27 protein-coding genes are annotated in these 26,432 nt (G+C 73.2%); 12 read left to right on the forward strand and 15 right to left on the reverse strand.

Annotated features, from left to right (window positions below; genetic code table 11):
* Positions 1 to 80: 80 nt before the first annotated feature.
* The 3 genes from CFI00_RS09490 to cobT form a co-directional block, all read right to left on the reverse strand.
* Entirely contained in the window at positions 81 to 413 is a 333-nt protein-coding gene (locus CFI00_RS09490; protein WP_207084913.1) for a hypothetical protein, read from the reverse strand.
* A 481-nt stretch (positions 414 to 894) separates the two neighbouring features.
* Positions 895 to 1,662: an adenosylcobinamide-GDP ribazoletransferase gene (locus CFI00_RS09495; RefSeq protein ID WP_242532763.1), complete on the reverse strand. Its 768-nt coding sequence runs from the start codon at positions 1,660 to 1,662 to the stop codon at positions 895 to 897.
* Positions 1,659 to 2,696, reverse strand: coding sequence for a nicotinate-nucleotide--dimethylbenzimidazole phosphoribosyltransferase (gene cobT / locus CFI00_RS09500; RefSeq protein ID WP_207084914.1), 1,038 nt, complete (start codon positions 2,694 to 2,696; stop codon positions 1,659 to 1,661). The genes CFI00_RS09495 and cobT overlap by 4 nt, the downstream gene beginning before the upstream one ends.
* Before the next feature lie 32 nt (positions 2,697 to 2,728).
* Between cobT and CFI00_RS09505 the strand changes: the two genes are divergently transcribed.
* From CFI00_RS09505 to CFI00_RS09530, 6 genes are read left to right on the forward strand one after another with little or no spacing between them, the layout of a single operon-like run.
* Positions 2,729 to 3,253 carry a 2'-5' RNA ligase family protein gene (locus CFI00_RS09505; RefSeq protein ID WP_207084915.1) on the forward strand — a complete coding sequence of 175 codons (525 nt, stop codon included), beginning with the start codon at positions 2,729 to 2,731 and terminating at the stop codon, positions 3,251 to 3,253.
* Between the two features lie 12 nt (positions 3,254 to 3,265).
* On the forward strand, positions 3,266 to 3,796 hold the full coding sequence (locus tag CFI00_RS09510; RefSeq protein ID WP_207084916.1) for a thermonuclease family protein: 531 nt from the start codon (positions 3,266 to 3,268) through the stop codon (positions 3,794 to 3,796).
* A gap of 43 nt (positions 3,797 to 3,839) precedes the next feature.
* On the forward strand, positions 3,840 to 4,043 hold the full coding sequence (locus CFI00_RS09515; protein WP_207084917.1) for a hypothetical protein: 204 nt from the start codon (positions 3,840 to 3,842) through the stop codon (positions 4,041 to 4,043).
* A 10-nt stretch (positions 4,044 to 4,053) separates the two neighbouring features.
* Positions 4,054 to 5,151, forward strand: a complete 1,098-nt coding sequence (locus CFI00_RS09520; RefSeq protein WP_207084918.1) for a beta-eliminating lyase-related protein — start codon at positions 4,054 to 4,056, stop codon at positions 5,149 to 5,151.
* Positions 5,152 to 5,171: 20 nt separating this feature from the next.
* Positions 5,172 to 7,505, forward strand: a complete 2,334-nt coding sequence (locus tag CFI00_RS09525) for a hypothetical protein (RefSeq protein ID WP_207084919.1) — start codon at positions 5,172 to 5,174, stop codon at positions 7,503 to 7,505.
* Positions 7,506 to 7,536: 31 nt separating this feature from the next.
* Positions 7,537 to 8,568 (forward strand): arginine deiminase-related protein, encoded by a 1,032-nt coding sequence (locus CFI00_RS09530; protein WP_242532764.1) that lies wholly within the window; start codon positions 7,537 to 7,539, stop codon positions 8,566 to 8,568.
* Between the two features lie 24 nt (positions 8,569 to 8,592).
* Here the strand turns inward: CFI00_RS09530 and CFI00_RS09535 are convergent, their stop codons facing one another.
* The 4 genes from CFI00_RS09535 to CFI00_RS09550 form a co-directional block, all read right to left on the reverse strand.
* A complete protein-coding gene (locus tag CFI00_RS09535; RefSeq protein WP_207084920.1) occupies positions 8,593 to 9,375 on the reverse strand; it encodes a ceramidase domain-containing protein in 783 nt (260 codons plus the stop codon).
* Between the two features lie 19 nt (positions 9,376 to 9,394).
* Positions 9,395 to 11,407, reverse strand: a complete 2,013-nt coding sequence (locus CFI00_RS09540) for a PhoX family phosphatase (RefSeq protein ID WP_207084921.1) — start codon at positions 11,405 to 11,407, stop codon at positions 9,395 to 9,397.
* Positions 11,408 to 11,548: 141 nt separating this feature from the next.
* Positions 11,549 to 12,838, reverse strand: coding sequence for an endonuclease/exonuclease/phosphatase family protein (locus tag CFI00_RS09545; RefSeq protein WP_207084922.1), 1,290 nt, complete (start codon positions 12,836 to 12,838; stop codon positions 11,549 to 11,551).
* 85 nt (positions 12,839 to 12,923) lie between these two features.
* A complete protein-coding gene (locus CFI00_RS09550; RefSeq protein ID WP_207084923.1) occupies positions 12,924 to 13,379 on the reverse strand; it encodes an adenylyltransferase/cytidyltransferase family protein in 456 nt (151 codons plus the stop codon).
* A 78-nt stretch (positions 13,380 to 13,457) separates the two neighbouring features.
* On the opposite strand from CFI00_RS09550, the gene CFI00_RS09555 reads away from it, so the two are divergent.
* On the forward strand, positions 13,458 to 13,919 hold the full coding sequence (locus CFI00_RS09555) for an ATP-binding protein (RefSeq protein ID WP_207084924.1): 462 nt from the start codon (positions 13,458 to 13,460) through the stop codon (positions 13,917 to 13,919).
* Positions 13,920 to 14,001: 82 nt separating this feature from the next.
* Positions 14,002 to 15,456: an HNH endonuclease signature motif containing protein gene (locus tag CFI00_RS09560; RefSeq protein ID WP_207084925.1), complete on the forward strand. Its 1,455-nt coding sequence runs from the start codon at positions 14,002 to 14,004 to the stop codon at positions 15,454 to 15,456.
* 79 nt (positions 15,457 to 15,535) lie between these two features.
* On the opposite strand, the gene CFI00_RS09565 is transcribed toward CFI00_RS09560, so the two are convergent.
* Positions 15,536 to 15,937, reverse strand: coding sequence for a nuclear transport factor 2 family protein (locus CFI00_RS09565; protein ID WP_207084926.1), 402 nt, complete (start codon positions 15,935 to 15,937; stop codon positions 15,536 to 15,538).
* A gap of 117 nt (positions 15,938 to 16,054) precedes the next feature.
* Between CFI00_RS09565 and CFI00_RS09570 the strand changes: the two genes are divergently transcribed.
* Positions 16,055 to 16,669 carry a hypothetical protein gene (locus tag CFI00_RS09570; protein ID WP_207084927.1) on the forward strand — a complete coding sequence of 205 codons (615 nt, stop codon included), beginning with the start codon at positions 16,055 to 16,057 and terminating at the stop codon, positions 16,667 to 16,669.
* 8 nt (positions 16,670 to 16,677) lie between these two features.
* Here CFI00_RS09570 and CFI00_RS09575 read toward each other — a convergent pair whose 3' ends face one another.
* The 5 genes from CFI00_RS09575 to CFI00_RS09595 are packed head-to-tail and all read right to left on the reverse strand — an operon-like array spanning position 16,678 to position 22,822.
* Positions 16,678 to 17,679 carry a 5'-3' exonuclease H3TH domain-containing protein gene (locus tag CFI00_RS09575; RefSeq protein ID WP_207084928.1) on the reverse strand — a complete coding sequence of 334 codons (1,002 nt, stop codon included), beginning with the start codon at positions 17,677 to 17,679 and terminating at the stop codon, positions 16,678 to 16,680.
* A gap of 41 nt (positions 17,680 to 17,720) precedes the next feature.
* Positions 17,721 to 18,410, reverse strand: coding sequence for a glycosyltransferase (locus CFI00_RS09580; RefSeq protein WP_207084929.1), 690 nt, complete (start codon positions 18,408 to 18,410; stop codon positions 17,721 to 17,723).
* Positions 18,407 to 19,720, reverse strand: a complete 1,314-nt coding sequence (locus tag CFI00_RS09585; RefSeq protein WP_207084930.1) for a bifunctional PIG-L family deacetylase/class I SAM-dependent methyltransferase — start codon at positions 19,718 to 19,720, stop codon at positions 18,407 to 18,409. Before CFI00_RS09585 ends, CFI00_RS09580 begins: the two co-directional genes overlap by 4 nt.
* Positions 19,717 to 20,751, reverse strand: a complete 1,035-nt coding sequence (locus CFI00_RS09590; RefSeq protein ID WP_207084931.1) for an acyl-CoA dehydrogenase family protein — start codon at positions 20,749 to 20,751, stop codon at positions 19,717 to 19,719. The genes CFI00_RS09585 and CFI00_RS09590 overlap by 4 nt, the downstream gene beginning before the upstream one ends.
* Positions 20,744 to 22,822: a catalase gene (locus tag CFI00_RS09595; protein WP_207084932.1), complete on the reverse strand. Its 2,079-nt coding sequence runs from the start codon at positions 22,820 to 22,822 to the stop codon at positions 20,744 to 20,746. Before CFI00_RS09595 ends, CFI00_RS09590 begins: the two co-directional genes overlap by 8 nt.
* A gap of 140 nt (positions 22,823 to 22,962) precedes the next feature.
* On the opposite strand from CFI00_RS09595, the gene CFI00_RS09600 reads away from it, so the two are divergent.
* Positions 22,963 to 23,286 (forward strand): putative quinol monooxygenase, encoded by a 324-nt coding sequence (locus CFI00_RS09600; protein WP_207084933.1) that lies wholly within the window; start codon positions 22,963 to 22,965, stop codon positions 23,284 to 23,286.
* An 18-nt stretch (positions 23,287 to 23,304) separates the two neighbouring features.
* Here CFI00_RS09600 and CFI00_RS09605 read toward each other — a convergent pair whose 3' ends face one another.
* Positions 23,305 to 23,799, reverse strand: coding sequence for an SRPBCC family protein (locus CFI00_RS09605; protein ID WP_207084934.1), 495 nt, complete (start codon positions 23,797 to 23,799; stop codon positions 23,305 to 23,307).
* Positions 23,800 to 23,886: 87 nt separating this feature from the next.
* On the opposite strand from CFI00_RS09605, the gene CFI00_RS09610 reads away from it, so the two are divergent.
* The gene (locus CFI00_RS09610) at positions 23,887 to 24,741 is read left to right on the forward strand and encodes a universal stress protein (RefSeq protein ID WP_207084935.1); all 855 of its coding nucleotides are present in this window, start codon (positions 23,887 to 23,889) and stop codon (positions 24,739 to 24,741) included.
* 30 nt (positions 24,742 to 24,771) lie between these two features.
* Here the strand turns inward: CFI00_RS09610 and CFI00_RS09615 are convergent, their stop codons facing one another.
* Entirely contained in the window at positions 24,772 to 25,749 is a 978-nt protein-coding gene (locus CFI00_RS09615) for a zinc-binding dehydrogenase (RefSeq protein ID WP_207084936.1), read from the reverse strand.
* A 141-nt stretch (positions 25,750 to 25,890) separates the two neighbouring features.
* On the opposite strand from CFI00_RS09615, the gene CFI00_RS09620 reads away from it, so the two are divergent.
* Positions 25,891 to 26,259 carry a DUF2256 and DUF3253 domain-containing protein gene (locus CFI00_RS09620; RefSeq protein ID WP_207084937.1) on the forward strand — a complete coding sequence of 123 codons (369 nt, stop codon included), beginning with the start codon at positions 25,891 to 25,893 and terminating at the stop codon, positions 26,257 to 26,259.
* The last annotated feature ends 173 nt before the right edge of the window (positions 26,260 to 26,432 follow it).

Consider the following 26,432-nt stretch of genomic DNA (forward strand, 5'->3'; position numbering starts at 1 on the left):
GTGTCCACGAGAGCGGCTGACCCGCCCCGGCATCCGATCATGCCGAGACGCAGGGACCTGGTGAGATCCGGAAGTGTCGGCTAGGGACCGCCTACCAAGGCACAGGACCACACGAGCCCTTCCGGGTCTTCGAGATAGACCACGGTAGGAGACGACGTGGTGGCGCTGTCCGAGGCCAGCACCGTGCCGTGCTCGGTGCTGTCGACGGATCGGAGCCCTGGCAGGGCCGTGGTGACCGGCTTGAGCCTGCTGCGGTCATAGTCGCGACCGAACGTCGAGATACGAAGTGGGGGCGACGCGGGGCTGATCCCCCACTCGCCGTACGCGTCGTGCACCCACACGATGCGAGAGCCCAGGAAGGCAGTCGCGACAAGTACGACGATGGCGGCGCTCGCAGCAGGTCGCTTCTTCACGTCGAGAGTATGGCCGCAGCTCAGGACGCGTGCTCGGACGCAGACGTCCGGGTCGGCCGCAATCCGAGCGTGCGCTCATCCGATGGCCGGATGTTCTCCCGTGCAGGGAGCGCACGGGGTTCACCATGCGTCTCATGAGCATGACGGCCTCCGTGCGGCGAACATCCGGCAACAAGGTGCGTGGGGCGGTTGCCTGCGGGGAGTCCCGCACATCTCTGCCGAGCCGTGGCTCCCTGCAGCTTGAACAGGGCGAGGCAGCAGAGGTCGAGGGCAGAGCAGAAGTCGCCTGCCTACGACGCGCGCTCGACTCGGGACGGGGTGCAGAACTGACCGTCCGCCATCCCACGACCGAAGGTGACCCCGTGACGAACTACTACCGGGTGTTGCCTGACGGCTCGACCGAGGTCTACACCGACTCGACCCAGGTTCGGACTGGAGCGCAGTCGCATCAGGGAACCTCGGGGTTCGCTGTCGCCGACAGTCAGCCCGTCGCCGCAGCCAGCACCAGCACCGCGAACGACACCTCGACCACGGCGCCGAGCACGTCGCCGGTGATCCCGCCGAGGCGGCGTACGCACCGCATCAGCAGGGCGACGACCGCGGCCACGAGGACGACGAGCCCGACGAGCAGTGGCCACGGCGACCCCACCCCGACGCCGGCCAGCGCCACGGCAACCGCAGTCACGACGAGCGACCCGACAGCAGCGACCACGGGCACGGCGCCGATGTGGACCGCACCGAGTCCGTCGGTGCGGGCGGCCGGGACGCCGCGCACGCACGCGAGCGCGAGGCTGGACCGCGACGCGCAGACCAGGATGGCGACCACCCACCACGCCTGGTCGTGCCGTACGACCGCGCTGAGTCCGGCGGCCTGCAGTCCGGTGACCAGCACGACCGCGACGACGCCGGCCGGTCCGACCGGGCCGGTGCGCATCACCTCGAGCGAGCGGGCGGGGGAGTAGGACGCGGTGAGCCCGTCGGCGGTGTCGGCGAGCCCGTCCCAGTGGAGGGCACGGGTGCCGAGCGCGAGCACCAGCACCACGACGTACGCCGTGGCGAGGGGTGGCAGGTCGATCCAGCCGGCGGCGAGCACGACGAGCGCGGCCGCAGCAGCGAGGGGGAGCACGGCCAGGGGCGCGAGCACCATCGCGACGCCCGCCACGGACCGGTCGACGCGCGACGGGGGCGGAACGCGTACGGCGGTGAGGGTGCCGGCGGCCAGCAGCGAGGCGTCGCGCAGCACGCTCACGAAGGCAGGATCTCCGAGAGCAGCGCCACGTCGCGCAGCACCGCGATCCCAGAGCGCAACATGGGCAGGGCCGCCACCGCGCCGGAGCCCTCACCGAGGCGCATGCCGACGTCGAGGAGCGGCTCGAGGCCGAGCGACTTCAGCGCGTGGGCCTGGGCGGGCTCGGTGGAGCGGTGCCCGGCGATCCACCAGGCGGCGGCGCCCGGTGCCATCGCCTCGGCGACGACGGCGCACGCGACGGACATGAGGCCGTCGAGCACCACGGGCACGCCCAGCGTGGAGGACTCGACGAGGAAGCCGACCGTCGCGGCGAGGTCGGCGCTGCCGAGGGCGGTGAGCAGGTCGACGGGGTCCGCGGTGCGTCCAGCCGCACGCGCGAGCGCGGCCGCGACGACGTCGCGCTTGCGGGTCCAGCCGTCGTCGTCGATGCCGGTGCCGCGGCCGGTGACCTCGTCCGCGGGCAGGCCGAGGACCGCTGCCACGAGCGCGGCGGCCGGCGTGGTGTTGCCGATCCCCAGGTCCCCGGTCATCAGCAGCTGCGCGCCGTCGGTGGTCAGCTCGCGCGCCAGGTCGGCGCCGAGGGCGAGCGAGCGCTCGGTCTCGGCGCGGGTGAGCGCGTCGGTGAGGTGGATGGCCCCCGAGCCGCGGCGCACCTTGCAGGCCCCGACCTCGGCAGGCAGGTCGGAGAGGTCGGCGTCGACGGCGACGTCCAGCACGGTCACCGCGACCCCGTGCTCGCGGGCCAGCGCGGAGACGCCGGCGCGGCCGGCGACGATCGTGCGCACCATCGCCTCGGTGACCGCGGCCGGGTAGGCCGAGACGCCGTGCGCCGCGACGCCGTGGTCGCCGGCCAGCACCACCAGGCGTACGTCGATGAGCGGGCGCGGCGGCACCTCGCCCTGCACGGCCGCCAGCCAGGCGCCCAGCTCGCCGATCCGGCCGAGCGCTCCCGCAGGGGTGGCGAGACCGGCAAGCCGCTCCTGCGCGAGGGCGGCGACGTCGGGGGAGGGCGGGGCGATGCGTGTCTGGTCCATGGCGGCGCCAGCCTAGATGCCACTCTGGGTCCGTGCCCGGCCACTCCGTCCTCCAGCTCCCGGTCGACGCGCTGGAGGAGTGGGTGCGGGCGCGGACGGCCCACTACGACGCGGGCTTCGTCTCGACGGACCCGCGCTTCGGGCACGCCCACATCACCGCGCTCGGCCCCTTCGACCCCGATCCGTCGGAGGCCGCCCTCGCCACGATCGCCGACCTGGCCTCGCTGACCGCGCCGATCGCAGTGGAGCTGGCGGAGCTCGCGCGGTTCCCCAACGGGATCATCCACCTGCTCCCCGAGCCCGACGACCGGCTCCGGGACCTCACTGCCACGCTCGTCGCGGCCTTCCCCGCGTGGCCGCCGTACGCCGGTGAGTTCGGCGCCGACGTGCAGCCGCACCTCACCGTGGATGCGGCCTCGGGCAAGGTCGACCTCGCCTCCACGGCCGCGCTGCTCGGCGACGCGGTCCCGGTGCGGGTCGTGCTCGACCGGCTGCAGCTCGCGTGGTGGGAGACCGACCGTTGCCGCGTTCTCCGTGAGTGGCGCCTCGGCGGGTGACAGTCTTGCGCCATGCGCCGCCTCGCCCTGCTCCTCCTCGCCGCGGCGCTGCTCCTCGCGCTGCCGAAGGTGGTGGGAACCGATGTGTTGCCCGCGCAGGTGACCGACCTGCTCGGTGCGGACGAGGCCAGACGTGACCGAGCGGTCGTGGTGCGGGTCACCGACGGCGACACCCTGAAGGTGCGGCTTGCCAACGGGAGCGAGAAGGACGTCCGCATCCTCGGCATCGACACCCCGGAGGTCTACCCGCAGCTCGAGTGCGGTGGCCAGGAGGCCACTGCGGCGATGGCTGGGCTCGCGCCCGTGGGGTCGAAGGTCGTCCTCGTGTCGGACCCGACCCAGGGCAATCGCGACCGCTACGGCCGGTTGTTGCGCTACGTGCACCGCTCCGGCGACGACGTCGGGCTCGCGCAGCTGAGGTCCGGTCGCGCGCAGGTCTTCATCTTCCGCGACGACCCGCTGCAGCGCGCGGAGGACTACCGGGCGGCCGAGCGGCGCGCCCGGAAGGACGACCGCGGCTCCTGGGCAGCCTGTTGGCGCTGAGTGCGGATGACCGGACCGTGCCGCGACGTGGCAGGATCGGGACATGGCTTCATGGGCGCACCTCGAGATCACTGTCGACGACCAGGGCAACGTGGAGGTCGGTGGCTACAACGCCGACCCCGAGGCCCTCGTGGCGGACACCGAGTCGTGGGAGGACCTGCTGACCTCCCTCGGCGTCAACGGCTGGGAGCTGGTGCAGGTGATCCCCGGCGTCGAGACGACGTACTGGTTCAAGCGCCAGTCCTGAACGGCCGGTCGTGAGCGACCTCGCGACCCGGTTCCGCGCCGCCTCGGCGTCCGCGGAGGCGATCTTCTGGCGCCCGCCCTCCACGCCGGCGGCGATGTTCGCCGACCTGGCGGCGTACGCCGACGCGCACGAGGTCGAGTGGGACCGCTACGGCGAGCGTGGCGCGGTCGCGCAGCTCGAGGCGGAGGTCGCCGGGCTGCTCGGCAAGCCTGCCGCGGTGATGTTCCCCAGCGGCGTGATGGCCCAGCAGGCCACGTTGCGCGCCTGGTGCGACCGGTCCGGCTCGCGCCGCGTCGCGTTGCCCGACCTGTCCCACCTCGTCCACCACGAGCAGGACGGCCCGCGCCGTGTGCTCGGCCTCGAGCTGGAGTGGCTCACCACCGGACGCGAGACCCCCACCGCGGAGGCGCTCGCGCGGGTCGGCGGCCGGCTCGGCGCGGCGCTGGTCGAGCTGCCGCTGCGCGACGCCGGGTGCCTGCTGCCGACGTGGGACGAGCTCGTCGCCCTCTCGACGGCGGCCCGCGAGCGCGGCGTCCCGCTGCACGCCGACGGCGCCCGCATCTGGGAGTCCGTGCCCCACTGGGACCGCACCCTGGCCGAGGTGGGCGAGCTCTTCGACTCGGTCTACGTCTCGCTCTACAAGGGCCTCGGCGCCTCGAGCGGAGCGCTCGTCGTGTGCCCCGACGACCTCGCGGGCGAGCTGCGCTCGTGGCGCCAGCGGATGGGTGGCACCCTCTTCTCGATGACCACTGCGGCGGTCGGCGGGCTGATGGGCCTGCGGGACCTGTCGAGGTTCGATGACTACCGCGCCTGGGCGATCGCCCTCGCCGCAGCACTGCGCGACCACGGCTTCGCCACCTTCCCCGAGGAGCCGCACATCGCGACGTTCCTCGCCTACGCCGCCGGCGCCGCCGACGAGGTCAACGAGCGCGTCGTGGCCTTCGCCGAGGAGCGCGGTGTCGTGCCGAGCGGGCTGTGGCGGGCCGCAGACGTGCCGGGCTGGGTGGAGACCGAGCTGACCTGCTACGAATCCGCGATCGCCCGCGACCCGGTCGAGGTGGCTGGTTTGATGGCCGCGGCAGTCGGGGAACCTCGCCCCGGCACGTAGCCGAGCGCGGGAGGATCGCCATGCGGGCAGAGGCAGGGACGACCCTGGGCAGTCGCGTACGACGGGGCACCGCGCTGGCGCTGCTGGCGTGTGGGACGGCCCTCTCCACGACGTCGCCCGCGCAGGCCGCCGGCGACCTGTGCGACAGCAGCGTCGTGTTCGACGAGGCCGACGTGCTGGACGACCGCGCCGTCTCCCGAGCGGCCAGGTCCTCCTACGACGACCGGGTGACGGTCAAGGTGATTGCCTGGGAGCAGACCCCCGGCGGCGGCAGCCTCTACGACGCACTGGTCGACGCCCGCGCGCAGTGCGCGGGCCGGGGCTTCACCGGCGGAGGGCGGCGTTCGCTGCTCGTGCTGGGCGTCTCGACCGGGGGCCGCGAGCTGGGCACGCACTACGACGGCTGGGCCTTCGATCGCTTCGACTCCTCGCGCGACGACGTCGAGCTGGGCGCCATGGGGCCGGCCTTCGGCAACGGTCAGTGGACCGACGGGATGGTCGAGGGGCTGCGCGGCTACGCAGAGGCGTACGCCGCCTCCAGCCCGACGCGCGGCCCGGAGCCGTACTTCCCGGATACCGACGGCTTCTCCGACGACTTCTCGTCCGATGGTGCCGGGTCCGCCCCGTCCCCGTGGCTCCTCGGCGTGCCGGTCGGCCTGGCGGCGGTCGGCGGCGGTGGCTACGGCGCGGTCCGGCTGCGACGACGGCTCAAGGCGCGGGCCGCGGCCCGCGCCTCGCTCTCGCACGCGGTGTCGGGGATGGCACAGGCGTGGTTCGAGCTCGACGAGAGCAACGAGCTGATCGACGCGCGGGTCAGCGCGCTGCCGCCGGTCAGCGACTCGGTCGCCGACCGGATCCGGACCACCCACGCCGAGGCCGTGGCCACCCGGGACGGGGCCACCGCGACCTACCTGCGCCTCTCCGAGGTGCACACCGAGGCGGCCGTGGCGGGGATGGACACCGAGGAGGCCACGCGGGCCGGCCACGAGGTGGAGGCGGCCACCCGCGAGCTGCGCTCGGCGCAGGCCGCCATGGCTGGGGTCGAGGCGCAGCTCTCGGCCTACGACACGCTCCGCGAGGAGCTCCCGGCGCGGATGGAGGCGCTGCGGGCGGGCGCCGCCGAGGTCACCGCGCTCCTCGCCTCGCGGCAGGTCGAGGGCTATCGCACGACCGACAACGACGCCGCCCCCGCTGCCGCCGAGCGGGCCGCGACCGACACCGCCGCGCTCGCCGCGCAGCAGCGCCACGGTGACGCCGCCGCGCTCCTCGAGCGGGCGCAGACCGACCTCGCCGCCCACCGCACCTGGCTCAGCGAGCTCGCGGACTTCCGGGCGGCACTGGAGCGCGACACCGCAGCGCTCCGCACCCGCACGACGGAGCTCGACGCCGCGATCGCCGACGCGTACGTCACCACCGAGTCGCTCGAGCGCGACCAGGACCCCAGCTGCGTCGAGGGCGTGCGCGCCACGGTCGACGAGGCATCGGCTGCGCGCAAGGCGCTCGACGGGGCCCTGCGGACCATCGAGCAGCACACCTCGATGGCCGACCAGCAGTTCGCCCGGGCGCGGGATGAGCTCACCGCGGCGCAGCAGTCCGCGGACGCCGTCGCGGCCGGGGCCGCACACCCGGCGCTGCGGGTGGAGCAGCTGCGGGCGCTCGCGGTCGACGTTCCGCAGCGCGTGGAGAGGGCCGTCGTGGAGGCCGACGCGATCCAGGCACAGGTCAGCACCCACCCCGCGGCCATGACCTTCCTGGCAGAGGTCCCCGACGTGTCGGGGTTCCGCTCGGCGGCGGTCGGGGTCGGCGATGCGGCCGGTCTGGCAAGACCGCCGTGGCTGCGCCTCGACGCACAGCTGGAGGAGGCCGAGGCGGGCCTGACCCGCGCCCGCGCCGTGGTGGACAGGGCCATCGCCGACCACGAGGCCTCCCAGCGCGCACTGGACGCAGCGGCGTCCGCGATCGCCGCAGCTCGCGACCAGGTCGTCCACGGGGACGTCTCGGGCGCCGCCCGCGAGCTGCTCGACGATGCTCGGGAGCAGCTCGCGCTCGCCGAGTCCGAGACCGGCTCGCTGGCAGCGATCGCGGCCGGCGCCGAGAGCGCCAAGGACACCGCGAACGCGGCCGCCGCGCGCGCCCGTCAGGACCGCCGCGACGCCGAGCAGCGGCGCGAGGCGGCCCGCCGCGCGGAGGCATCGCGGCGCCGCAGCTCGAGCGGCGGCGGTGGCGGCTTCGGCGGTGGCGGCGGCTTCGGTGGGGGAGGCGGGTCGCGCAGCGGCGGCGGCGGGGGCTCGCGCAGCTTCGGCGGTGGCGGCGGCTCCCGTGGCGGCGGCGGTGGCGGGTCTCGCGGGTTCTGACGCGAGGCGCCGCGTGCCCTAGATTCCTCCCGTGAGTGCCCAGGCCCCTTCCGCTGTCATCCTGATCCGCGCGACCAGGTTCGTCCCCAACCCGGCGACCGCTGCGGACAACGCCTTCCAGGCCGACGCCCCGGCCGGCCAGACCGAGGAAGCGACCGCCGCCGGGGCGCTCGCCGAGATGGACGCCCTCGCCGAGGCCCTGCGCGCGGTCGGCGTACGGGTCCACGTCTTCGACGACGACGACCACACCCGCCCCGACAGCGTCTTCCCGAACAACTGGCTGTCCACGCACGCCGGCGGCACCGTCGCGGTCTACCCGATGTACGCCTCGAACCGCCGCCACGAGCGTCGCAGCGACGTGCTGGAGATGCTGAAGTCGGAGTACCGCGTCCAGGCGATCGTCGACTACTCCGGCCTCGAGCCGGACGGCATCTTCCTGGAGGGCACCGGCGCGATGGTGCTGGACCACGTCTCGCGGGTCGCCTACGCCGCCCGCAGCTACCGCGCCGACGTGGCGGTGCTGGAGCGCTTCTGCACCGACTTCAACTACGAGCCGATGGCGTTCGACGCGGTCGACTCCGACGGCGTGCCGGTCTACCACACCAACGTCATCGCCTGCGTCGGCACGCACGTCGCTCTCTTCGCGCTCGACATGATCCCCGACGAGCACCGTCGACAGCAGGTGCGCGAGCGGCTCGCCGTCACCGGGCGCACGATCGTCGAGCTGACCGAGGAGCAGATCCGCGAGTTCGCCGGCAACGCGGTCGAGCTCTGCGGGCGCACGTCCGACGGCAAGCGCCGCTACGTCATGGCGATGTCGGCGCGGGCGAAGCGGTCGCTGCGTCCCGACCAGGTCGCCGCGATCGAGGAGTCGTGCGAGATCGTGGCGGTCGACATCCCCACCGTCGAGCTCGCCGGCGGCTCGGTGCGCTGCATGATCGCCGGGGTGCACCTCGACCACCGCCGCCCGCTGGCCGAGGCCGAGCTCAGCGCGGCGGTCGCCGCGATCAACGAGGACAACCCCGTGACGCCGGACGGACGGTTCGTCGACGGCAACGCCTGAGCCGACCCTCGTGCGTCAGCCGAGTCAGGTGGCGCGCACCTCGGAGGCGTGGAGCCGGTAGAGCCAGTACGCCGCGACCGCGCAGAGCACGTGCCACGCGGCGTGACCCTGCAGCAGCGAGTCGGGGTCGCACCAGCCGGCGTTGCTGAGCAGCCAGATGCTGAACGCGACGAGCATCGAGGCCACCGCCACGACGCCGTGGCGGAAGACGCGGCTGGTCTCGCCGCGACGCCACAGCGCGGTCTCCAGCCCGACGGCGCCGAGGAGCAGCACGCCGAAGGCGAGGTTGCCGGAGTAGTTGACGACGGGGACCGGATCGGGCCAGAGCCCGACCGCCTCGCACGCGGCCACGGAGACGACGTACGCCGTCACGAAGCCGGCGGTCCCGCGACGGGCCCATCGGGCCCAGGCCCAGGCGGCCGCGAATCCCGCGACGAGGTACATGCTCAGCATGTCGAGGTGGCCACCCCACTCGCTCTGGGTGGCGTGCATCGCGGCGGACCCCGGCCCCAGCAGCACCACGACGCACGCGAAGAGCGTCGCGACGCCGGTCGACATCACGGGCCCGGCGCAGGCCCGGTGGTGTCGACGGTGCTGCGCGTGGTGGGCGACGAGGAGCCCGGCCACGACGAAGCCGATGTTGGACAGCGTGTTGGCCGGCTGCGCGATCGCGCCGGGTCGGGCCCGTTCGCAGAAGTTCGCACCGCGCCCGACGTCCGTCCCCAGCCAACCCTGGGCGACCGCCAGGGCGAGGAGCGCCGTCGACCCGGCCGCGACCGCGACGCTGGTGGGGACGGGTCGCGGCACGGGTCGATCGTAGGGCTCCTCAGGCGCGCGTCACCTGGACCACGCTCGGGCGCGGGCCGGCGAACGACCCCGCACCGGCGGCCGAGCCAGTCGGCACGTAGTCGGGGAAGCGCGACTGCGGCGCGGCCCACGTGCCGTCCTCGCCCGGGTGCTGGACGGCGACGAAGACCGTGTCCTCGCGGTCCCGGATGACCGGTCCGCAGGTCTCTGCGCCGGCGGGCACGGCCAGGAACTGCTGCACGTGGCCGCGATCCGGACCCTCGACCGGCACCTTGAACAAGCCGTCGTCGAGCTTGATCGCGCTGGGCTGGCCGTCGGTCGAGACCCACAGGTTGCCCTCGCTGTCGAAGGCGACGTTGTCGGGGCACGAGATCGGGGACACGGGCCCGGTCCAGCCGCCGAAGTAGGTGCCGGCGGAGGCGGCGTCACCGCAGATGAGGAACAGGTTCCAGGCGAAGGTCGCCGCCGTGTGGTCACCGCCGGTCGGGACCATCTCCACCACGTGCCCGTCCTTGTTGGCCGGGCGCGGGTTGGGTTCGTCGACCTGTGCCGCGGTGCGGGCGGTGTTGTTGGTGCAGGCGACGTAGATGCGCCCGTTGCGCAGGTTGGGCTCGACGTCCTCGGGGCGGTCCATCTTGGTCGGCTGGACCACGTCGGCGGCCAGGCGGGTGTAGACCAGCACCTCCTCGGTCGTGTACCCGGGGACGACGGACCGACCGTCGCGGGTGAGTGGGAGCCACTCGCCGGTGCCGTCGCTGACGCCGTCTCCGAGGCCGTCGCCGTCGAACCGGGCCACGGACAGGTCACCCTCGCTCAGCAGGCGGAGGTTGTGGCGGCGCGCCTTCGCGCTGCTGCCGGGTCGCATCTTCTCGCGGGAGACGAAGCGGTAGACGTAGTCGAAGCGCTCGTCGTCGCCCATGTAGGCCACGACGTGGCCGTCGCGACTCACCACGACGGTGGCACCCTCGTGCTTGAAGCGGCCCATCGCCGTGTGCTTGACAGGGGTGGAGGTCGGGTCGCTCGGGTCGAGCTCGACGATCCAGCCGAACCGGTTCGGCTCGTTGCGGTAGTCGTCGGTGGTGGTGTCCCAACGCGGGTCGAGCGAGCGCCAGTTGCGCGAGTCCTGGGTGGCGGACAGGCCGTAGCGCTTCTCCTTCGGGTCCGCCCCGGTGGCACGGAAGTACTGGTTGAAGTTCTCCTCGCCCGACAGGATCGTGCCCCACGGCGTGGTGCCGCCGGCGCAGTTGTTCAGCGTGCCGAGGACCGTGCGGCCGGTCGGGTCCGCCTTGGTCTTGAGCAGGTCTGAGCCGGCGGCGGGGCCGTCGACGACGAACGTGGTGTCGACGGTGACGCGCCGGTTGAGGCGCGCGCCCGGGACGTACGACCACACGTCGCCGCGCCGGCTCCGCTCGAGCTCCACGACCGACATGCCGTGCGCGGCCCAGGCCGTGCGGATCACGGTCTCGGGGTCCGTGCCGGGCGGGAACATGATCCCCTCGTTGGTGTACTCGTGGTTGCACACGAGCAGGGCGCGGGTGCCAGCGCGGTTGGTCTCGATGATGTCGAGGTAGTCGTTGTTGTAGCCGAACTGGCCGGCCTGCGCCTCGGGGGTCTGCCGGTCCGGGTCGAACTCGGGTGCGCCGGCCAGGATCGGGTCGCCCCATCGGAGGACCGGGTCCCACCGGTAGCCGGCGGGGACGCTCACGGCGTCGACGGTGTCGGCGACCGGTGCGATGGGCGAGAAGGCGAGGCGCTGCGGCCCGCCGCGGTCGGGCTTCGGCTTCGCGGCGCTCGGGGCGGCGGCGACCGGGCCGCTCACCGCGGTCAGCGCGGCGACGGTGAGGCCGGTGCCCACGACGGAGCGACGGCTGAGCGCCTTGGCAGCGATGTCGCGGAAGTAGGAGGTCTCGGTGGTGTTGGGGACCTCTTGGAAGCAGGCGTCGCCGCAGCGGAGGTGGCAGGTCACGGCGCTGCGGTTGCCGTGCGTGCGGTTGACCATCGGGAGCAGGGTGCGGCTCTGGGGAGGAGTCATGGGGAGACTTTCCGAGAGGAGGAGTTGGCGGACGCCCCGACTCTCACCGCCCGTGTCGCCGTACGGAGGGCCGGCGGGTGGACATCGGGTGAACGTCACCCGACCCCTCCGCGAAGCCGCCCGCTGCTCGGGGGCGGTGGCTCAGCGCCCGCGAGCTCCGGTGGGTCGCACGTCCACCCAGACCAGTCGGTGGTCGCTGGCCGGGAAGGGGAAGGTGCCGACGAGGCGGAACAGCGGGTCGTCGGACTCGGGCCAGAACACGCCTGCGCCGCGCACCTTCGTCGACCGGTCGGGCAGGACGTAGTCCGCGCGGAGGTTGCCGGGGCCGTTGGGCAGCGCGTCGGCGAAGTCCGCGGTGTCGTGTGCGGGCGGGCCCGAGTGGGTGAGGTTGGCGGCTGCGTCGCGTGCGGCCGCCTCGACGGCGCCGGCCGACGCCGGGTGCGGGTCACGGACGCGCGGGTGGTCGAGCAGCTGGAGGATCGCGTCGTCGAAGGAGTCGCCGTCGAGGGGGTCGGCGTTCTGGTCCCCGGCGATGACGAACCGGCTGCCGGGCGGCAGGCCGCCGTAGGTGCCCCCGTCGTCGTAGAGGTAGTCGGCACGGTCGCGGACGTAGTCGGCCCACAGCCGGATCTCGTCGTGGTTGCGGGTGCCGTTGCGGTCCTCGGCGCCGTCGAAGGTGGGCGGCGTCGGGTGCGAGACGAGGAAGTGCACGGTGCGCCCGCCGATGCGGATCGGCACGTCCCAGTGCGACTTCGACGACAGGCGTACGGCGTCGAGCTCGGCGGGGGAGTACCAGTCCGCGGGCTCGGGCGTGGCCGGGTCGTCGGGAAGGACGGCGCCCGGCATGTCCTTCCAGAGGAAGTCCTGGAAGGTGCGGACGTCATCGGTGGCGATCGGGTGCTTGGAGTAGACCACCATGCCGTACTGGCCGGGGAAGGTGCCGAAGCCGAAGGCGTCGTTGCCGCCGCCGATCGTGCCGCTGTTGTCGAGGTCGAGCCCGCTCGGGACGCCGGTGTTGACGGGGGCGACGTAGTAGTAGGGGTAGTCGACCGGAGCCGCGCCGTTGTGCCCGACCTCGAGGTAGTTGTCTCGGAACAGCTCCGCGGCGCGGCCGCCCTCGACGTAGTCGAACTCGTTGAGCAGCAGCACGTCGGGGTCGGTGCGCTGGATCGTCTCCGCGACGGCCGCCGCCTGGGCGTTGTCGGGCGTGGAGAGGTCGCGCACCAGGTCGCCCTCGGCGAGCCGGTTGAGCGAGGCGTTGAAGGTCGCGAAGCGCACGTCGGCCGGCTTCGCGCTCCGGCGTGCGTCGGTGCCTGTGCCGCCTGCGCTGGCCGGGGTGGTCAGCAGCGGCGCTGCGAGGCCGGCGACGGCGAGGACTGTCGCGCCGGCGAGGGCGACGCGGGTGCGGGGGGACGTGGACCGAGAGAACATGGGGAACCTTCCGAGGGGGTCGTCGCCAACCTACGACGGACCTCCGACACCGCGGAAGGTGGCCCGGGTGCTGTTGGCTGAGGCCTCACCCGGTGTTCACCTCGGACGCCCGATCGACCACGCGCTGGATCACCTCGGTGGTGGACAGCCCGCCGGTCCGGGTGACCAGGACGAGCGCATCGTGCTCCACTGCCGCCCCGTAGATGGTGGCCGCTCCCTCCGGCGAGAGGTCGTCGCCGTGCACGACGGTCGTGATCGCGTGCTTCTCGAGGAAGTCCTCGTCGACCAGGAAGGGCGCGTCCGCGACCACCTCGTCGACGTACCGGCACGACTCGATGACGGCGACCCGCTCGGCCAGGGTCATGATCGGCCGGCGCTTGTAGGCCGCGGTGGTCTCGTCGCCGAGGACACCGACGATGAGGTGGTCGCCGTGGCGGCGTGCCTCTCGCAGCAGCGCGACGTGGCCCGCGTGGAACAGGTCGCCGACCATGTCGACGTAGACGCGTCGTGGGGGCGGGGGCCCGGCTGGCTGGGTGACCATGCTGCTCCTGACGTCCGACTCGGTGCTGACCACTCTGTTCTACGCCTCTCGGTCGTCGGGTCGACCTAGGCTTGCACCATGAGCCGCGTGATCTTCATGTGCGGCCCGTCGGGCTCGGGGAAGTCGACGTACGCCCGCCGTCTGGAGAGTGCCGGGATGGTGCGGCTGTCCTTCGACGTCGAGATGTGGCGGCGTGGGATCTCCACGGTGCCGTTGCCACCGGATGTCCGGCGCGAGATCGAGGGTGAGCTGCAGCGTCGGTTGCTCGAGCTGGTCGCGGCAGGTGCTGACGTCGTCCTCGACTTCTCGTTCTGGTCGCGGCGGATGCGCGATGACTACCGCGCGCTGCTCGGGCCGACAGGTGTCGTCCCCGAGACGGTCTACCTCGCCACCGATCGCGAGACCGTGCTGCGCCGCATGCGGGCAAGGCGCGGCGAGCACTCCGACGACTTCGTGCTCACCGAGGACCTGGCTATCAAGTACTTCGACCACTTCGAGCCGCCTACTCCGGACGAGGGCCCGCTCCTGGTGGTGGAGTAGCCGGAGTGAGACATGTCGAGACCCTCCACAAGCGCTTGCCGGTTCGAGGTGACTGTCGGACGCATCCTCTAGAATCGAATGCATGATCGAGGAGCTGGAGATGGGACCGGAGGCCGGGGCAGACGCCCTCGGCCCCGCGGCCCTGCTCGCCTCGATCCGCTCCCGCAAGACCGCCGAGGACCGGGCCGCAGCCGACGTCCTGGACCTCGCAGCCCGGTGGGCCGACCTGCACCCACCGGAGTCCATCCACTCGGCCGCTTCCTTCACCGTCGCGGGGTGCCAGCACGAGGAGCCCATCGCCGGACCGGGTACGCCGCTGGTCGCGGAGTTCTGCGTCGCCGAGCTCGGCACCGTCCTGGGCATCACATCGGTGTCGGCGAAGAAGCTCATCGGCCATGCGCTCGAGCTGCGCCACCGGCTCCCGCGCCTGTGGGCGCAGGTCCACTCCGGATCGGTTCCTGCCTGGCGGGCCCGTGCGGTCGCGGAGGTGACGATCCACTCGACGCCGGAGCTGACGGTCGAGGCGGCGCGGTTCGTCGATGCGCAGGTCGCCGCGGTGGCGGGGAAGATCGGACCGGCGCAGCTGGACCGGCTGGTCGCGGAGACGATCAAGCGGTTCGACCTCGCAGGCGTGGACCCTTCGGCGGATCCGGAGGACGGGTATCTCCACGTCGACCCGCGCCACGTCACCATTCACGACGAGGACGTCCACTTCGCCGGCACCGTGCGGCTCGAGGCCGAGATCGACCTCGCCGACGGACTCGACCTCCACCGGGCCCTGGCGCACGGCGCCGCCCTTCAGAAGGCACTCGGCTCGCAGGAGTCCCTCGACGCCCGCCGGGCGAAGGCGCTCGGCGACCTTGCCCGGACGCAGACCGCGCTCGACCTCCTCCAGCAGAACAACTCTGCCGATAGTGGTTTCGAGGCTCGCTCCGCTCGCACCTCAACCACCGATGACGACGGGCAGGACCTCCCGGTCGCTCGGGAGGTCGTCCTCCACGCCCACTTCGACGCCACCATGTCCGGCGACACCACGGTCTTCGCTCCCACGGGCCGGCTGGAGGAGGGCCAGCGACTGCTCCTGCTGGACCAGCTCAGGTCCTGGTGCGGTGACTCGCGCACCACCATCACGGTCAGGCCCGTCATCGACCTCAACCAGGAGAAGGCCGCACCGGGCTACGCGATCCCGGACCGGATCCGGGAGGACGTGATTCTCCGCGACCGCACGTGTGTGTTCCCGTGGTGCGGTCGCCCAGCCAGGGGTTGCGACGTCGACCACATCACCGAGTACGACCACGACGCCGACGCGGAAGGCAGACCGCAACCCGGGCCGACCCACACCGACAATCTTGGTGCGTTGTGCCGGTTCCACCACAGGCTCAAGACCCACAGCGCCTGGCGCTACCGGATGACTGCGCCCGGAGTCTTCGAGTGGACCAGCCCTCATGGCCACCGCTACCGCCGGGACCGCACCGGCACCACCGCACTCGACCCACCCGACCCCGGCCCGCCCCGGATCCCGTCGCCTCGAAGATGACCCCGCCCCACGCCCCGCCACCCAGCGACGGCGGGGCCACAGGCATGTCCGTATGTCCCCATCCTTCGTCGAGACCTGGTCAGCCAGCGAGGCGTGGGCCGGCATGGCCGGCGAGGCACGACCAGCCATCGCCGTCCCGTACCCAGACCTGGGTCACCGGCATCCGGAAGGTCTCGGGTCGGCCGTCAGCAGCCAGCACCACGTCAGCCACCTCTGCATGTAGCACGGCGGTGTCGCCGATGACCGCGACGTCGGGGTCGACGAGTGCCTGCGACTTCCAGACGGTCGTGCCCCCGGTGTTGCGCGCCACGTACTCAGCGCGGTCGAACACCTGGCCGGTGTGGGTCGTCCAGCGGAAGTCGGGGTGGAGGAGGGCGAGCAGCTCGTCGGCATCGCCCCGGGCGAGGGCCTCGGCCCGTGCCTCGGCGGCGCGGATGACGGCGTTCGTGACGGCGTTCATGACGACGGTCGGGTCGGGCATGGCGACATGGTGCCACCGCCGGGGGCGTGCGGGTCTCGATGGACGCTCGCTCTCGCGATCTGTCCGGGGAGCTGCCGGGACGTTGGTGGGTGCGCAGCGCCTGACATGCTGGCGCGCGTGATCCCCAGCCCGCGCCGTACGGCGATGCTCCTGGTCGGCTGCGTCGTGCTCGGGACGGGAGTGGCGATGCTGCTGGCCGCGGACCTCGGCTCCGACGGCTACTCCACCCTGGTCAACGGACTCGCGCTCACGACGGGTGCCGCCTTCTGGATCGTCAACCTCGTCGTGGGCGCGGTCTTCGTGACGATGGCGATGCTGCGCAAGGTCATCCCGGGCATCGGCACGGTCGTGCAGGTGGTGCTGGTCGGGGTGGTGGTCGACGTCGCCCTCGGGCTGATGGCGACTCCGGACGACGTGCTCTGGCGGATCGTGCTGCTCGTGGCGGCGTTCCCGGTGCTCGCGATCGGCATCGCGCTCTACCTCGGCAGCCACAGCGGTGCCGGACCTGCCGAGGCCGCGGCCCTGGCCTGGGACCCGCCGGTGGCGTTCAGGTGGACCTACAGCGTCGTCCAGGGCGGCGGAGCGCTCGGCGGCTGGCTGCTGGGCGCCACCGTCGGCGCGGGCACCCTCGCGGTGATCCTCCTCCTCGGCCCTGCGGTGGACCTGACCGCCCGGATGATGAGGGTGGATCTCCACCAGACGACGGATCCGGAGCACGAGGAAGCCGCCTAGCGTCGGCCTCAGCCCGACGCGGGCCGACCGGTCAGCACCCGCACCGCGAAGTCGGTGGTGAAATCGTTGTCGAGGAAGCCGACCACCCGGGTCACGCGGTCGAGGTCGAGCGGGAGCAGCCCCCGCGAGCCGGGCACGTCCGGGGTCAGCCCGAGATCGAGGTCGTCGCGCCCCGACATCATCCGCACGTTGAAGTCGTAGCGCTCGCGAGCGCCCTCGGCCCGCAGGCGGCGCACGACGGTGGCGCCGACGCGGCGCCCGCCCGTCTCGGCGGCCCAGTCGTCGAGGGCCTCGAGCAGCGCACGGCCGTCGTTGTGGTCGATGTCGGCCCACGCGGCGTCCATCGACCCGGCCACGTCGAGCAGGATGGCCGCCGTCTTCTCCCCGATGCCCTGCACGCCGGGCAGGTTGTCGCTGGAGTCGCCGCGCAGCGCCGCGAAGGCGAGGTAGTTGGCCGGACGGACGGCGTACATGTCGAAGAGCCGCGCGGGGTTGAGCATCGGGGACCCGTGGATGCCGCCGTCGATGAGCCGCAGCACCCGCGTGTGCGCACTGATGTGGGCGAAGGCGTCGCGGTCGGAGGTGATGATGACGCAGTTCCACCCGTTGCGCTCCGCCCACGTGGCGCCGGACGCGTTGACGTCGTCGGCCTCCAGCCCGGGCGGGGTCACGGTGGCCAGCCCGAGGGCGTCGAGGAGCGCCCCGGCGCGGTCGAGCTGCTCGACGAGCTCGGGGTCCTTCTGCGCCCGCCCGGCCTTGTAGTCGGGGTAGGCGTCGCGCCGCAGCGACCCGGTCCGGTCGTCGAGGCCGAAGACGATCGCGTCGGGCGCCATCGTGTCGATCGACTCCAGGATCTGGCGCAGCATCCCATGGAGCGCCCAGATCGGGCGACCCTGCCGGTCGCGGAGCCCGGTGTGGGCGCGCGCGTGGTGGTTGCGGTGCAGCAGCGACGGCGCGTCGACGACCAGCAGCAGGCGGCGGGCGCGAGGGTCGGGGGTGCTGGGAGCCATGGTGATCGGCGCCAGCCTAGACGGCCGGGGCGCAGCCGCGATCAGGCGCCGAGGCCCTCGAGGTAGGAGGCGAAGCCGAGCGGCGCCCGGGCCGTACGCCGTCCTGACGTCGACACGTCGATGGCACCCGTGGCCACCCAGTCGAGCGAGGCGCGACGCATCGCCTCGACGAGCTCGACGTCCTCGTGGACCGGCAGCGGTGCGAACCCGCCGACGTCGAGGTAGGCGTCGAGCGAGAACCCGAGGTTCGCGCCGTGGACGTGCTCGTGCCCGTCGGAGAGCGTGTGGCGGGCGTGCCAGGCGGCCAGCACGTCGGGGGACAGGTCGGCCGGGCGCGGGCTGACCGTCCCCACCACGAGGTCGTGCCCCTCCGCGGCCAGCCGCACCTGGGTCAGCAGCCAGTGGGGCGGCACCACGCTGTCGGCGTCGGTGCTCGCGATCCACAGGTCACCGCGGTCCCCGGCCCACTCGGCGGCCGTCTCCACACCGAGCGCTCGGGCGGCGCCGACGTAGCCGGCGCGGCTCGTGACCCCCCTCGCCCCGTGGCGGGCCACCACGCCGGCGGTGTCGTCGCGGCACACGTCGAGCACGACGAACACCTCGCTGCGCATCGTCGGGTGCTCGGCCCGCAGCGCGTCGCGGGCGACGCGGACCGACTCCAGGCAGGCGGGGAGCAGCACCTCCTCGTCGCGCGCCGGGACCACCACGGCCACCGCCGACGGCGTGCTCACGCGGGCCGCCCCAGCACCAGGAGGTCGAAGTCGGGCTCGTGGTGCTCGACCAGCACGGGCGCGCCCGTGGCGAGGAACGCGTCGTGGACCGCAGGTCCGGCCAGTGGCCACCCGACGGGCTGGTGGCGCCAGTGGCACAGCACCAGGTGCCCGTCGTCCGTCAGGGTCGAGAGGGCGAGCCCGACCACCTCGTCGAGCTGTCGCGGGCTGAGGAAGTAGCCGACCTCGGAGACGGAGATGAGGTCGTGTCGCCCCTCGGGCCACTGGTCGGGCACCCGTGCCCGGTGCACCTCGAGGTGGCCGATCCGGGCCGTACGCCGACGCGCGAGCTCGATCGCGGCTTCGCTGTCGTCGACGGCCAGCATCCGGTCGCAGCGGCCAGCCAGGTCGACGGCCAGCGCTCCGACCGAGCATCCGACCTCGAGGGCGCTGCGGTAGCGCTCGCGCGGCAGGCTCGCCAGCGTGAGTGCCCGCTTGCGCCGCTCGTAGGCCGACTCGACCTGCCACGGATCCGGGCGCTCGCGGTGGACCTGGTCGAGCGCGTCGTCCTCCACCGGCTCGTCGAGGAGGAGGAACACCTCGCCGTCGCGGTCGAAGTGTGCCAGCAGGTCCGGTCCCAGCAGCACCTCGTCGCCCGGAGCCGGCGACAGCGGACGCACCTGGCTGGCGTGGGCGGCGACGGCCGTGCGCTTGGCGACGCGACCGGCCTCGTCGAGCTCCAACCGGAGGGCTCGGTCCCACGGGAGGTCCTCGGGCGAGCCCCAGTGCCAGAGCCAGACGGGGTACTCGACCAGCAGGGCGTCGGTGCGTACGGCGGCGACCGCGGCCGCGCGACCGACCGCCTCGTGGTCGGGGTGGCCGTCCCCGCGCCACGGGGCGCAGAGCACGACCTCGTCGCCCCGAGCCCCGACCTCTTCGACGAGCACGGCCACCAGCGCGTCGGCGTGCGCCGCGACGTCGCCGTCGGGGAGGTCGAGGCACGCCACCGTCGCGTCGGGAGCGAGGACGGCGATCGCCTCCTGCAGCTCGAGTCGGCGTACGTCAGCGAGTCGGGCGCGCGGGTGCGTGGGGGAGTCGGGGTGCGACCCCTCGCCGGCGGTGGCCGTCACCACGGTGATTTCCCACCCGGAGCGGGCGGCCGCGCGGACCAGCCCGGCCGCCCCGAGGGTCTCGTCGTCGGGGTGGGCCCCGACGACGACCAGCCGGGTGCGCGAGTCCGGCAGGTGCAGTGCCGGGAGGGCGTCGATCGACGGTGTCCACGCGGCAGCGGGCGTGCCGGCCCGGTCGTGGCGGAAGGCGGGCTCGCTCACCACCCGGCCGGCCCCGATCGCAGCAGCGCCTCGCCGAGCGCTGCCTGGTCGCGCTCGGCGTGCCACTGGCGCAGGTAGAGCTCGAGATCGGCCACGCGCCGGGCGTGCTCGTCGTCGGTGGCGAGCGGTCCCGGCCCGAGCCCGTGGGCGGCGCGGCGGAGCACGTCCTCGACGGCGAGCGCCACGACCTCGCGCACCCGCAGGGCTGCCTGCCAGCCGTCCGCGCCACCGAGCGTCCCCGCGTCGACGGCCTGCGCCGCCTGCTCGAGCACGCACCGCGCGGCGTGCAGCTGCGCGTCGACGGCCCCGAGGTGCATCATCGCCACCTGGTCGGGCGCTCGGGTGCCCGACGCCGCGAGCATCCTGCGGGCGATCCCGACGGCGCCGCCGAACCACACGGCGGCCACACCGATGCCGCCCCACGCGAAGCCCGGCCGCTCGAGGTACCACCCCGGGGCGCCGACGGCGCGAGCCGTGGCGCCGGCCAGGTCGAGCGGACCCGAGTCGACCGCAACGAGGCCGCGCGCGACCCACGTGCCAGGCACGGCGCTCACCGCGTCCTGCGCCAGGTCGACGGTGAAGAGCTGTCGCTCCCCACCCACCCACGCACTGATCAGTGCGTGGTCCAGCACGCCCCCGAGCGAGCACCAGTGCTTGCGCCCGGTGAGGACGTACGCCGACCCGTCGGGCTCGGCGCGCAGCGGCTCGCCCGGCCCCTCGGCGGCGAAGACGCCCCAGGTGCCGGACGGCGCGGGCTCGCCGGCCTGGTCGAGGATCGCGAGTGCGTCGAGGTGCGGCTCGAGGGTGCGCGCGACGGTGAGGTCGGCCGCTGCGACGCTCGCCAACGCCGACCACGCGTGCGCGGTGCGACCGGTCCCGGGTGCGGGCACCCGACCGCCCAGCGCCCCGGCCAGGGCGAGTGCGGCGGCCACGTCTCCCGCAGCCTCCGCTGCCCGGGCGGCAGCGTCGGTGAGCTCGTCCCGCTCGGCCCGGCTCGGGGAGCCGAGCAGCACCGGGCCCGGCTCAGGCACGCACGTCGCGGTCCCAGTGCCTCAGCGAGGCACAGCGGGTGAGGAAGACAGCCGCGTCGTCGGCGGAGGCCAGGTCGAGGAAGCCCTCGTCCGGCTCCACGCCGGCCGCGGCGATCAGCACCGCCGCGTCGGCGCCGAGGCCGAGCAGCTTGTGGTGGGCGAAGGCGTCGCTGACGAAGTCCTTCGCGCTGGCGCGTCGGGCCAGCGCGTCGGCGCCGTCGGACGACGGCAGCAGCGCCACCGCGTCGAAGAGCACCGACGGACCGCCGTCGATCGCGTGGTCCGGCGTGAGCGTGCCGCCGCCCTCGAGCTTCACCGGGCCGATCGCCGGGGCGACGTACTCCACGACCGCGCCGGCGTCCTCGAACGCCGAGGCGACCGCCTTCACCACCGCCTGGTCGCTGCCGTCGGTGACCAGCACGCCGAGCTTGCGACCGGCGAAGGACTCGGGCCCGTTGAGCAGGATGCTCAGCGCGGGCGACTCCGGCAGGTCCGTGCGTGTCGGCACTGCGGCCTCCGCAGCCGCGGGCAGCGGCATCGCGAGCGTGTCAGCGACCGCTCCGGCGAGGTCCTCGTGGACGTTGCGCAGGTTCGCGAGCATCCGCGTGCGGATCTTCGGGTCCTCGACCTTGCCCAGCTCGAAGGCGAAGGCGGCGACGATGTGCTCGCGCTCCACCTCGGTCTGGCTCAGGAAGAACTGACGGGCCTGGCTGTAGTGGTCGGCGAACGACTCCGCGCGCAGTCGGCGGGTCGGCCCGGCCTCCTGGCGCATGACGCTCTGGTAGCCCTGGACCACGTCGGCGCGCGGTCCACGGTCGTCGCCGGCCAGCGAGTTGGGCTCGTAGTTGCCGCGTCCCTCCTGCAGCGAGGTCTGCATGTGGCCGTCGCGCTGGAAGTGCGCCACCGGGCAGCGCGGGGCGTTGACCGGCAGCTGGGTGAAGTTGGTGCTGCCCAGGCGCTTGAGCTGGGTGTCGAGGTAGGAGAAGTTGCGGCCCTGGAGCAGCGGGTCGTTGCTGAAGTCGATGCCCGGGATCACGTTGTGGGTGCCGAAGGCGACCTGCTCGTTCTCGGCGAACATGTTCTCGACGTTGCGGTCGAGGGTGAGCCGCGCGATGACGCGCACCGGCAGGACCTCCTCGGGGATGATCTTGGTGGCGTCAAGTACGTCGAAGTCGAACTCGTCGGCGAAGGCCTCGTCGAAGACCTGCACGCCGAGGTCCCACTGCGGGAGGTCGCCGCTGTCGATCGCCGCGTGGAGGTCGCGGCGGTGGAAGTCGGGGTCGGCGCCGTTGATCTTGAGCGCCTCGTTCCACACCACCGACTGCATGCCCTGGCGCGGCTTCCAGTGGAACTTCACGAAGGTGGAGTCGCCGTCGGCGTTGACGAAGCGGTAGGTGTGGACCCCGAAGCCCTCCATGAACCGGAACGAGCGCGGGATCGCGCGGTCGCTCATCGCCCACAGCAGCATGTGCGTCGACTCCGGCATCAGGGACACGAAGTCCCAGAACGTGTCGTGGGCCGAGGCGGCCTGCGGCCAGCCGCGGTCCTGCTCCTCCTTGACCGCGTGGACGAGGTCGGGGAACTTCATCGCGTCCTGGATGAAGAAGACCGGGATGTTGTTGCCGACGATGTCCCAGTTGCCGTCCTCGGTGTACATCTTCACCGCGAACCCGCGCACGTCGCGTGCCAGGTCGGGGGAGCCGAGGTTGCCGGCGACGGTGGAGAAGCGGACGAACGCCTCGGTCTTCTTGCCCTTCTCGGCGAAGGGCGCCGCCCGGGTGAGGTCGGGGATCGCGTCGAGGCACTCGAGCGTCGCGTGGGCGCTGTAGCCGCGGGCGTGCACGACCCGCTCCGGGATGCGCTCGTGGTCGAAGTGGAACATCTTGTCGCGGAAGGCGAAGTCCTCGAGCAGCGTCGGCCCGCGGTCACCGACCTTCAGCGAGTTCTGCCCGTCGCCCAGGGGCGTGCCGGTCGCGGTCGTCATGCGCTCGCCGCGCTTCACGCCCTGGTGGAGCTCGTCGCCCTCCCCCCGCTGGTCGGGGGTGGACGCGCTCGGTCGCTTGTTCGGCATGGGTGCTCCCGTGGTCTGGCCGGACGCAGGAATGCGCCCGTCCCTCGACGCTAGGTGCGGCCTGCCGGACGGGGTCACCTCCGTTGGGGCGTGAGTACGTTGGGACCCGTCCGAGTCGTGCCGTTACGCCAGGAGCAGTCTTGATCTTCATCACCGCCAAGTTCGCCGTCCGCCCCGAGCACGCCGAGGCGTGGCCCGAGATCTCCCGGGCCTTCACCGAGGCCACCCGCGCCGAGGACGGGTGCCTGTGGTTCGACTGGTCACGCAGTCTCGACGACCCGAACGAGTACGTCCTCGTCGAGGCCTTCCGCGACGGGGACGCCGGTGCCGCGCACGTCGGCTCCGCACACTTCAGGGCCGCGCAGGCCGAGCTGCCGCCGTACCTCGCCGCGACCCCGCGGATCGTCAGCCAGAGCGTCGACCAGGACGACTGGTCCGAGCTGGGCGAGATGAGGGTCGACTGAGCCGAGCCCGACCGGGGCTCAGGCCTCGAAGTCGGCCCGCAGCCGGCTCAGCGTGGTGGCGATGTTGCGCCGCTGGAACTGGTGGAAGTGGTGCCCGCGCGTCGCGATCTTGTCGAAGACGGCCGCCACAGCATCGGGCCACTGGCGGTCGTCGGTCCAGGTCTCGGTGACCCGGGTGCCGTCGGCGACGGGCTCGAAGGTGTAGGTCCAGGTGGCGATCCGGCCCCGCACGCGGGGGGTCCGCAGACCGATGCCGCGGACCTTGAACGCGAACTCGCGACCCGGCTCGGCCGCCGTCACGACGCAGCGGGTCGACCAACGCGCCGGGCCACGCCGGTTGGTCCCGACGAAGGTGTCGCCGACGGTGAGTGGCGTGCCGGGCGCGGGCACCTCGCCGGCGATGTTCTCCGGGCTCCATCGCGGCATCTGCGACGGGTCCGCCACCCGGGCGTAGATCTCCGCGGCGCTCGCGGGGACGACCGTGCTGTCGCTGACTGTCAGGGGGCGCGCCATGGCGCCACCCTACGGAGGGACCCCGGTCCCGTGGGCCAGGGACCTAGGACCCTGCCGGCGGCGCGACGTCGCGACGAGGCTGGAGCCATGAGGACGACAATGCCCCTGGTGGTGGCCTACGACGGTTCGCACGACGCCAAGCTCGCGCTGAGGTGGGTGGCGGAGGAGTCGCTGCGCACCGGCGCCCCGGTCCGCGTGCTCGCGGTCAACGAGCTCCTCGCGCCCACGTGGGGCGGTGTCGGCGGCACCATCGTGGTGACCGAGACCTACGTCCGCGACTGCTCCGAGCTGCTCGGCGAGGCCGAGAAGGAGCTCGCCGACCTCGGCGTCACCGACGTCACGACCCAGGCGCGCTCGGGCAACGTGGTCGACGAGATGCTCCACGCCGCGGACCACGCGTCCGTGCTCGTGGTGGGCAGCCGCGGGCACAGCGCCGCCGGCGAGGCCCTGATGGGCTCGGTGAGCCAGCACCTCGCCCGCCACGCGAACTGCCCGGTCGTCGTGGTGCGCGAGCCCCGCGACGCCACCTCGCGCCGGATCGTCGTCGGCATCGACGGCTCGGTGACGAGCATGGCGGCGCTCGACTTCGCCGTACGCCGTGCCGAGGAGACGGGTGAGACCGTCGTGGCCATCCACGGATGGCGGGACCACGTCGCCTCCGCCGACGTCTACAGCTCCGAGCCGCGGATGATCGAGCTCCAGCAGCACGAGCTGCTCCTCGCCGAGAGCCTGGCCGGCATGCGCACCGAGCACCCCGACGTACGCATCGAGCACGAGGCGATCTCGGTGCCCCCGGAGAAGTGCCTGGTGGACGCCTCGGCCCACGCCTCGCTCGTCGTGGTCGGCTCGCGCGGCCAGGGCTACTTCCGCGGCCTGCTGCTCGGGTCGGTCAGCCAGGCCGTCCTGCACCGGGCCCAGTGCCCGGTCGCGGTCGTCCGCTGATCGTGCGGCGTCCCGCGACCGGGAGCCGGCTCACGGACGCAGCAGGACCTTGCCGCGGCGACCGGGCTCGCCGTTCGCGCGGGCGGCGTCGGCGATGTCCTCCAGCGCGTAGACCTTCTCCACCGGGAGGGTCAGCGTCCCGTCGGCGATGCCGCGGACCAGCTCGCCCATGAGGGCGGCCCGCTTGTCCGCCGACATCGCGCCGAAGACCTTGCTGCCCCAGAAGCCCTTGATCACGGCCTGCTTGAAGATCACGTCGCCCGAGCCGATCTCGAGCGTCGGGGAGGCCATCGCGCCGAAGACCACGAGCACGCCGTCGTCGGCCAGGAGGGACACGACGTCACCTGCCGCGGCGCCGCCGACGGAGTCGACGCCGGCCACGAGGGGCGCGTCGCCGACGATCTCGCGGACCCGGTCGCGCCAGTCGTCGTCGTCGGTGGCCACGACGTGGCTGATGCCCTGCTCGCGCAGCTCCTCGACGCCGTCGGCACGGCGTACGAGCCCGAGCACGTGCACGCCGCGGGCCTCCGCGAGCTGGGCGAGCAGGCGACCGACGGCGCCGTTGGCGGCGTTCTGGACGAACCAGTCGCCCTCGGAGAGCTCGAGGAAGTCGAGCAGCGCGATGGCGCTGAACGGCATCGAGACCAGCTGCGACGCGGCCTCGTCCGCGACGCCCTCGGGCACCGGGACCAGTCCGGCGGCCGGCGCCACGATGAGCTCGGCCCAGGCGCCGAAGCTGCCGCCGGTGGCCACGCGCTGCCCCACCTCGAGGCCCTCGACGCCCTCGCCGAGCGCCTCGACGACGCCGACGGCCTCGGTGCCGGCACGCGCCGGCATCTCGGGCTTGAAGCCGTAGCTGCCGCGCACGGTCCACAGGTCGTGGTTGTGGATCGGAGAGAGGAGCACGCGCACGAGCACCTGGCCGGGGCCGGGCTGGGGGTCGGGGACCTCGGTGACCGAGAGGACCTCGGACGGGTCTCCGAAACGGGGCTGGACGAGTGCGCGCATGCGGGTGCCTTTCGTTGCTTCTCGTGGTCTGTCTCCTCGCCCAACCGACGACGGCGGCCCACTATGCCGCGGACCGGTGAGGTGAGGGTGAGGTCACACGTCCCGTACGCCCCCTCGGTGCCGGTCGGCACACTGGAAGGCATGACGCCCGAGCCGAAGACCTGCCAGTCGTGCGGGCGCACCATCGAGTGGCGCAAGAAGTGGGAGCGCGACTGGGACCAGGTGCGCTACTGCTCGACCGCGTGCCGCAAGCGCGGGGTGAGCGACGTCGACCGGCGACTCGAGGCCGCGATCACCGACCTGCTCGCCCAGCGTGCGCGCACGTCCACGATCTGCCCCTCCGACGCCGCCCGGCTGGTCGGCGACGAGGACAGCTGGCGCGACCTCATGGAGCCGGCCCGGCGCGCCGCTCGGCGCCTCGTCGAGCGCGGCGAGGTGGAGATCACCCAGGCCGGGCACGTGGTGGACCCCTCGACCGCGAAGGGCCCGATCCGGATCCGGCGGCGCTGAGGGGCCGCTGTCGTCGCGTTCCCCGGGTACCCGGGGAAACTGGAGCCTCCACCCCGAAACTTCGGGGGCGAGGCTCCAGTTTGGAGGGTGAACCCCGCCGCGTACGGCGCGAGCGGCCCCCGCTGCCCGCCGGCGCACCGCGGCTCTGGGATGCTGTCGCGTCGCAGGCAGGT

The organism is Nocardioides sp. S5, from assembly GCF_017310035.1.
In the GTDB taxonomy this organism is placed as follows: domain Bacteria; phylum Actinomycetota; class Actinomycetes; order Propionibacteriales; family Nocardioidaceae; genus Nocardioides.

Excerpts from the sequence above, each read along its gene's own strand:
- cobT (WP_207084914.1), bottom strand. The coding sequence starts at position 2,696 with ATGGACCAGACACGCATCGCCCCGCCCTCCCCCGACGTCGCCGCCCTC.
- CFI00_RS09510 (WP_207084916.1), top strand. The coding sequence starts at position 3,266 with ATGCGCCGCCTCGCCCTGCTCCTCCTCGCCGCGGCGCTGCTCCTCGCG.
- CFI00_RS09515 (WP_207084917.1), top strand. The coding sequence starts at position 3,840 with ATGGCTTCATGGGCGCACCTCGAGATCACTGTCGACGACCAGGGCAAC.
- CFI00_RS09525 (WP_207084919.1), top strand. The coding sequence starts at position 5,172 with ATGCGGGCAGAGGCAGGGACGACCCTGGGCAGTCGCGTACGACGGGGC.
- CFI00_RS09540 (WP_207084921.1), bottom strand. The coding sequence starts at position 11,407 with ATGACTCCTCCCCAGAGCCGCACCCTGCTCCCGATGGTCAACCGCACG.
- CFI00_RS09545 (WP_207084922.1), bottom strand. The coding sequence starts at position 12,838 with ATGTTCTCTCGGTCCACGTCCCCCCGCACCCGCGTCGCCCTCGCCGGC.
- CFI00_RS09550 (WP_207084923.1), bottom strand. The coding sequence starts at position 13,379 with ATGGTCACCCAGCCAGCCGGGCCCCCGCCCCCACGACGCGTCTACGTC.
- CFI00_RS09555 (WP_207084924.1), top strand. The coding sequence starts at position 13,458 with ATGAGCCGCGTGATCTTCATGTGCGGCCCGTCGGGCTCGGGGAAGTCG.
- CFI00_RS09560 (WP_207084925.1), top strand. The coding sequence starts at position 14,002 with ATGATCGAGGAGCTGGAGATGGGACCGGAGGCCGGGGCAGACGCCCTC.
- CFI00_RS09565 (WP_207084926.1), bottom strand. The coding sequence starts at position 15,937 with ATGCCCGACCCGACCGTCGTCATGAACGCCGTCACGAACGCCGTCATC.
- CFI00_RS09575 (WP_207084928.1), bottom strand. The coding sequence starts at position 17,679 with ATGGCTCCCAGCACCCCCGACCCTCGCGCCCGCCGCCTGCTGCTGGTC.
- CFI00_RS09595 (WP_207084932.1), bottom strand. The coding sequence starts at position 22,822 with ATGCCGAACAAGCGACCGAGCGCGTCCACCCCCGACCAGCGGGGGGAG.
- CFI00_RS09605 (WP_207084934.1), bottom strand. The coding sequence starts at position 23,799 with ATGGCGCGCCCCCTGACAGTCAGCGACAGCACGGTCGTCCCCGCGAGC.
- CFI00_RS09610 (WP_207084935.1), top strand. The coding sequence starts at position 23,887 with ATGAGGACGACAATGCCCCTGGTGGTGGCCTACGACGGTTCGCACGAC.
- CFI00_RS09615 (WP_207084936.1), bottom strand. The coding sequence starts at position 25,749 with ATGCGCGCACTCGTCCAGCCCCGTTTCGGAGACCCGTCCGAGGTCCTC.
- CFI00_RS09620 (WP_207084937.1), top strand. The coding sequence starts at position 25,891 with ATGACGCCCGAGCCGAAGACCTGCCAGTCGTGCGGGCGCACCATCGAG.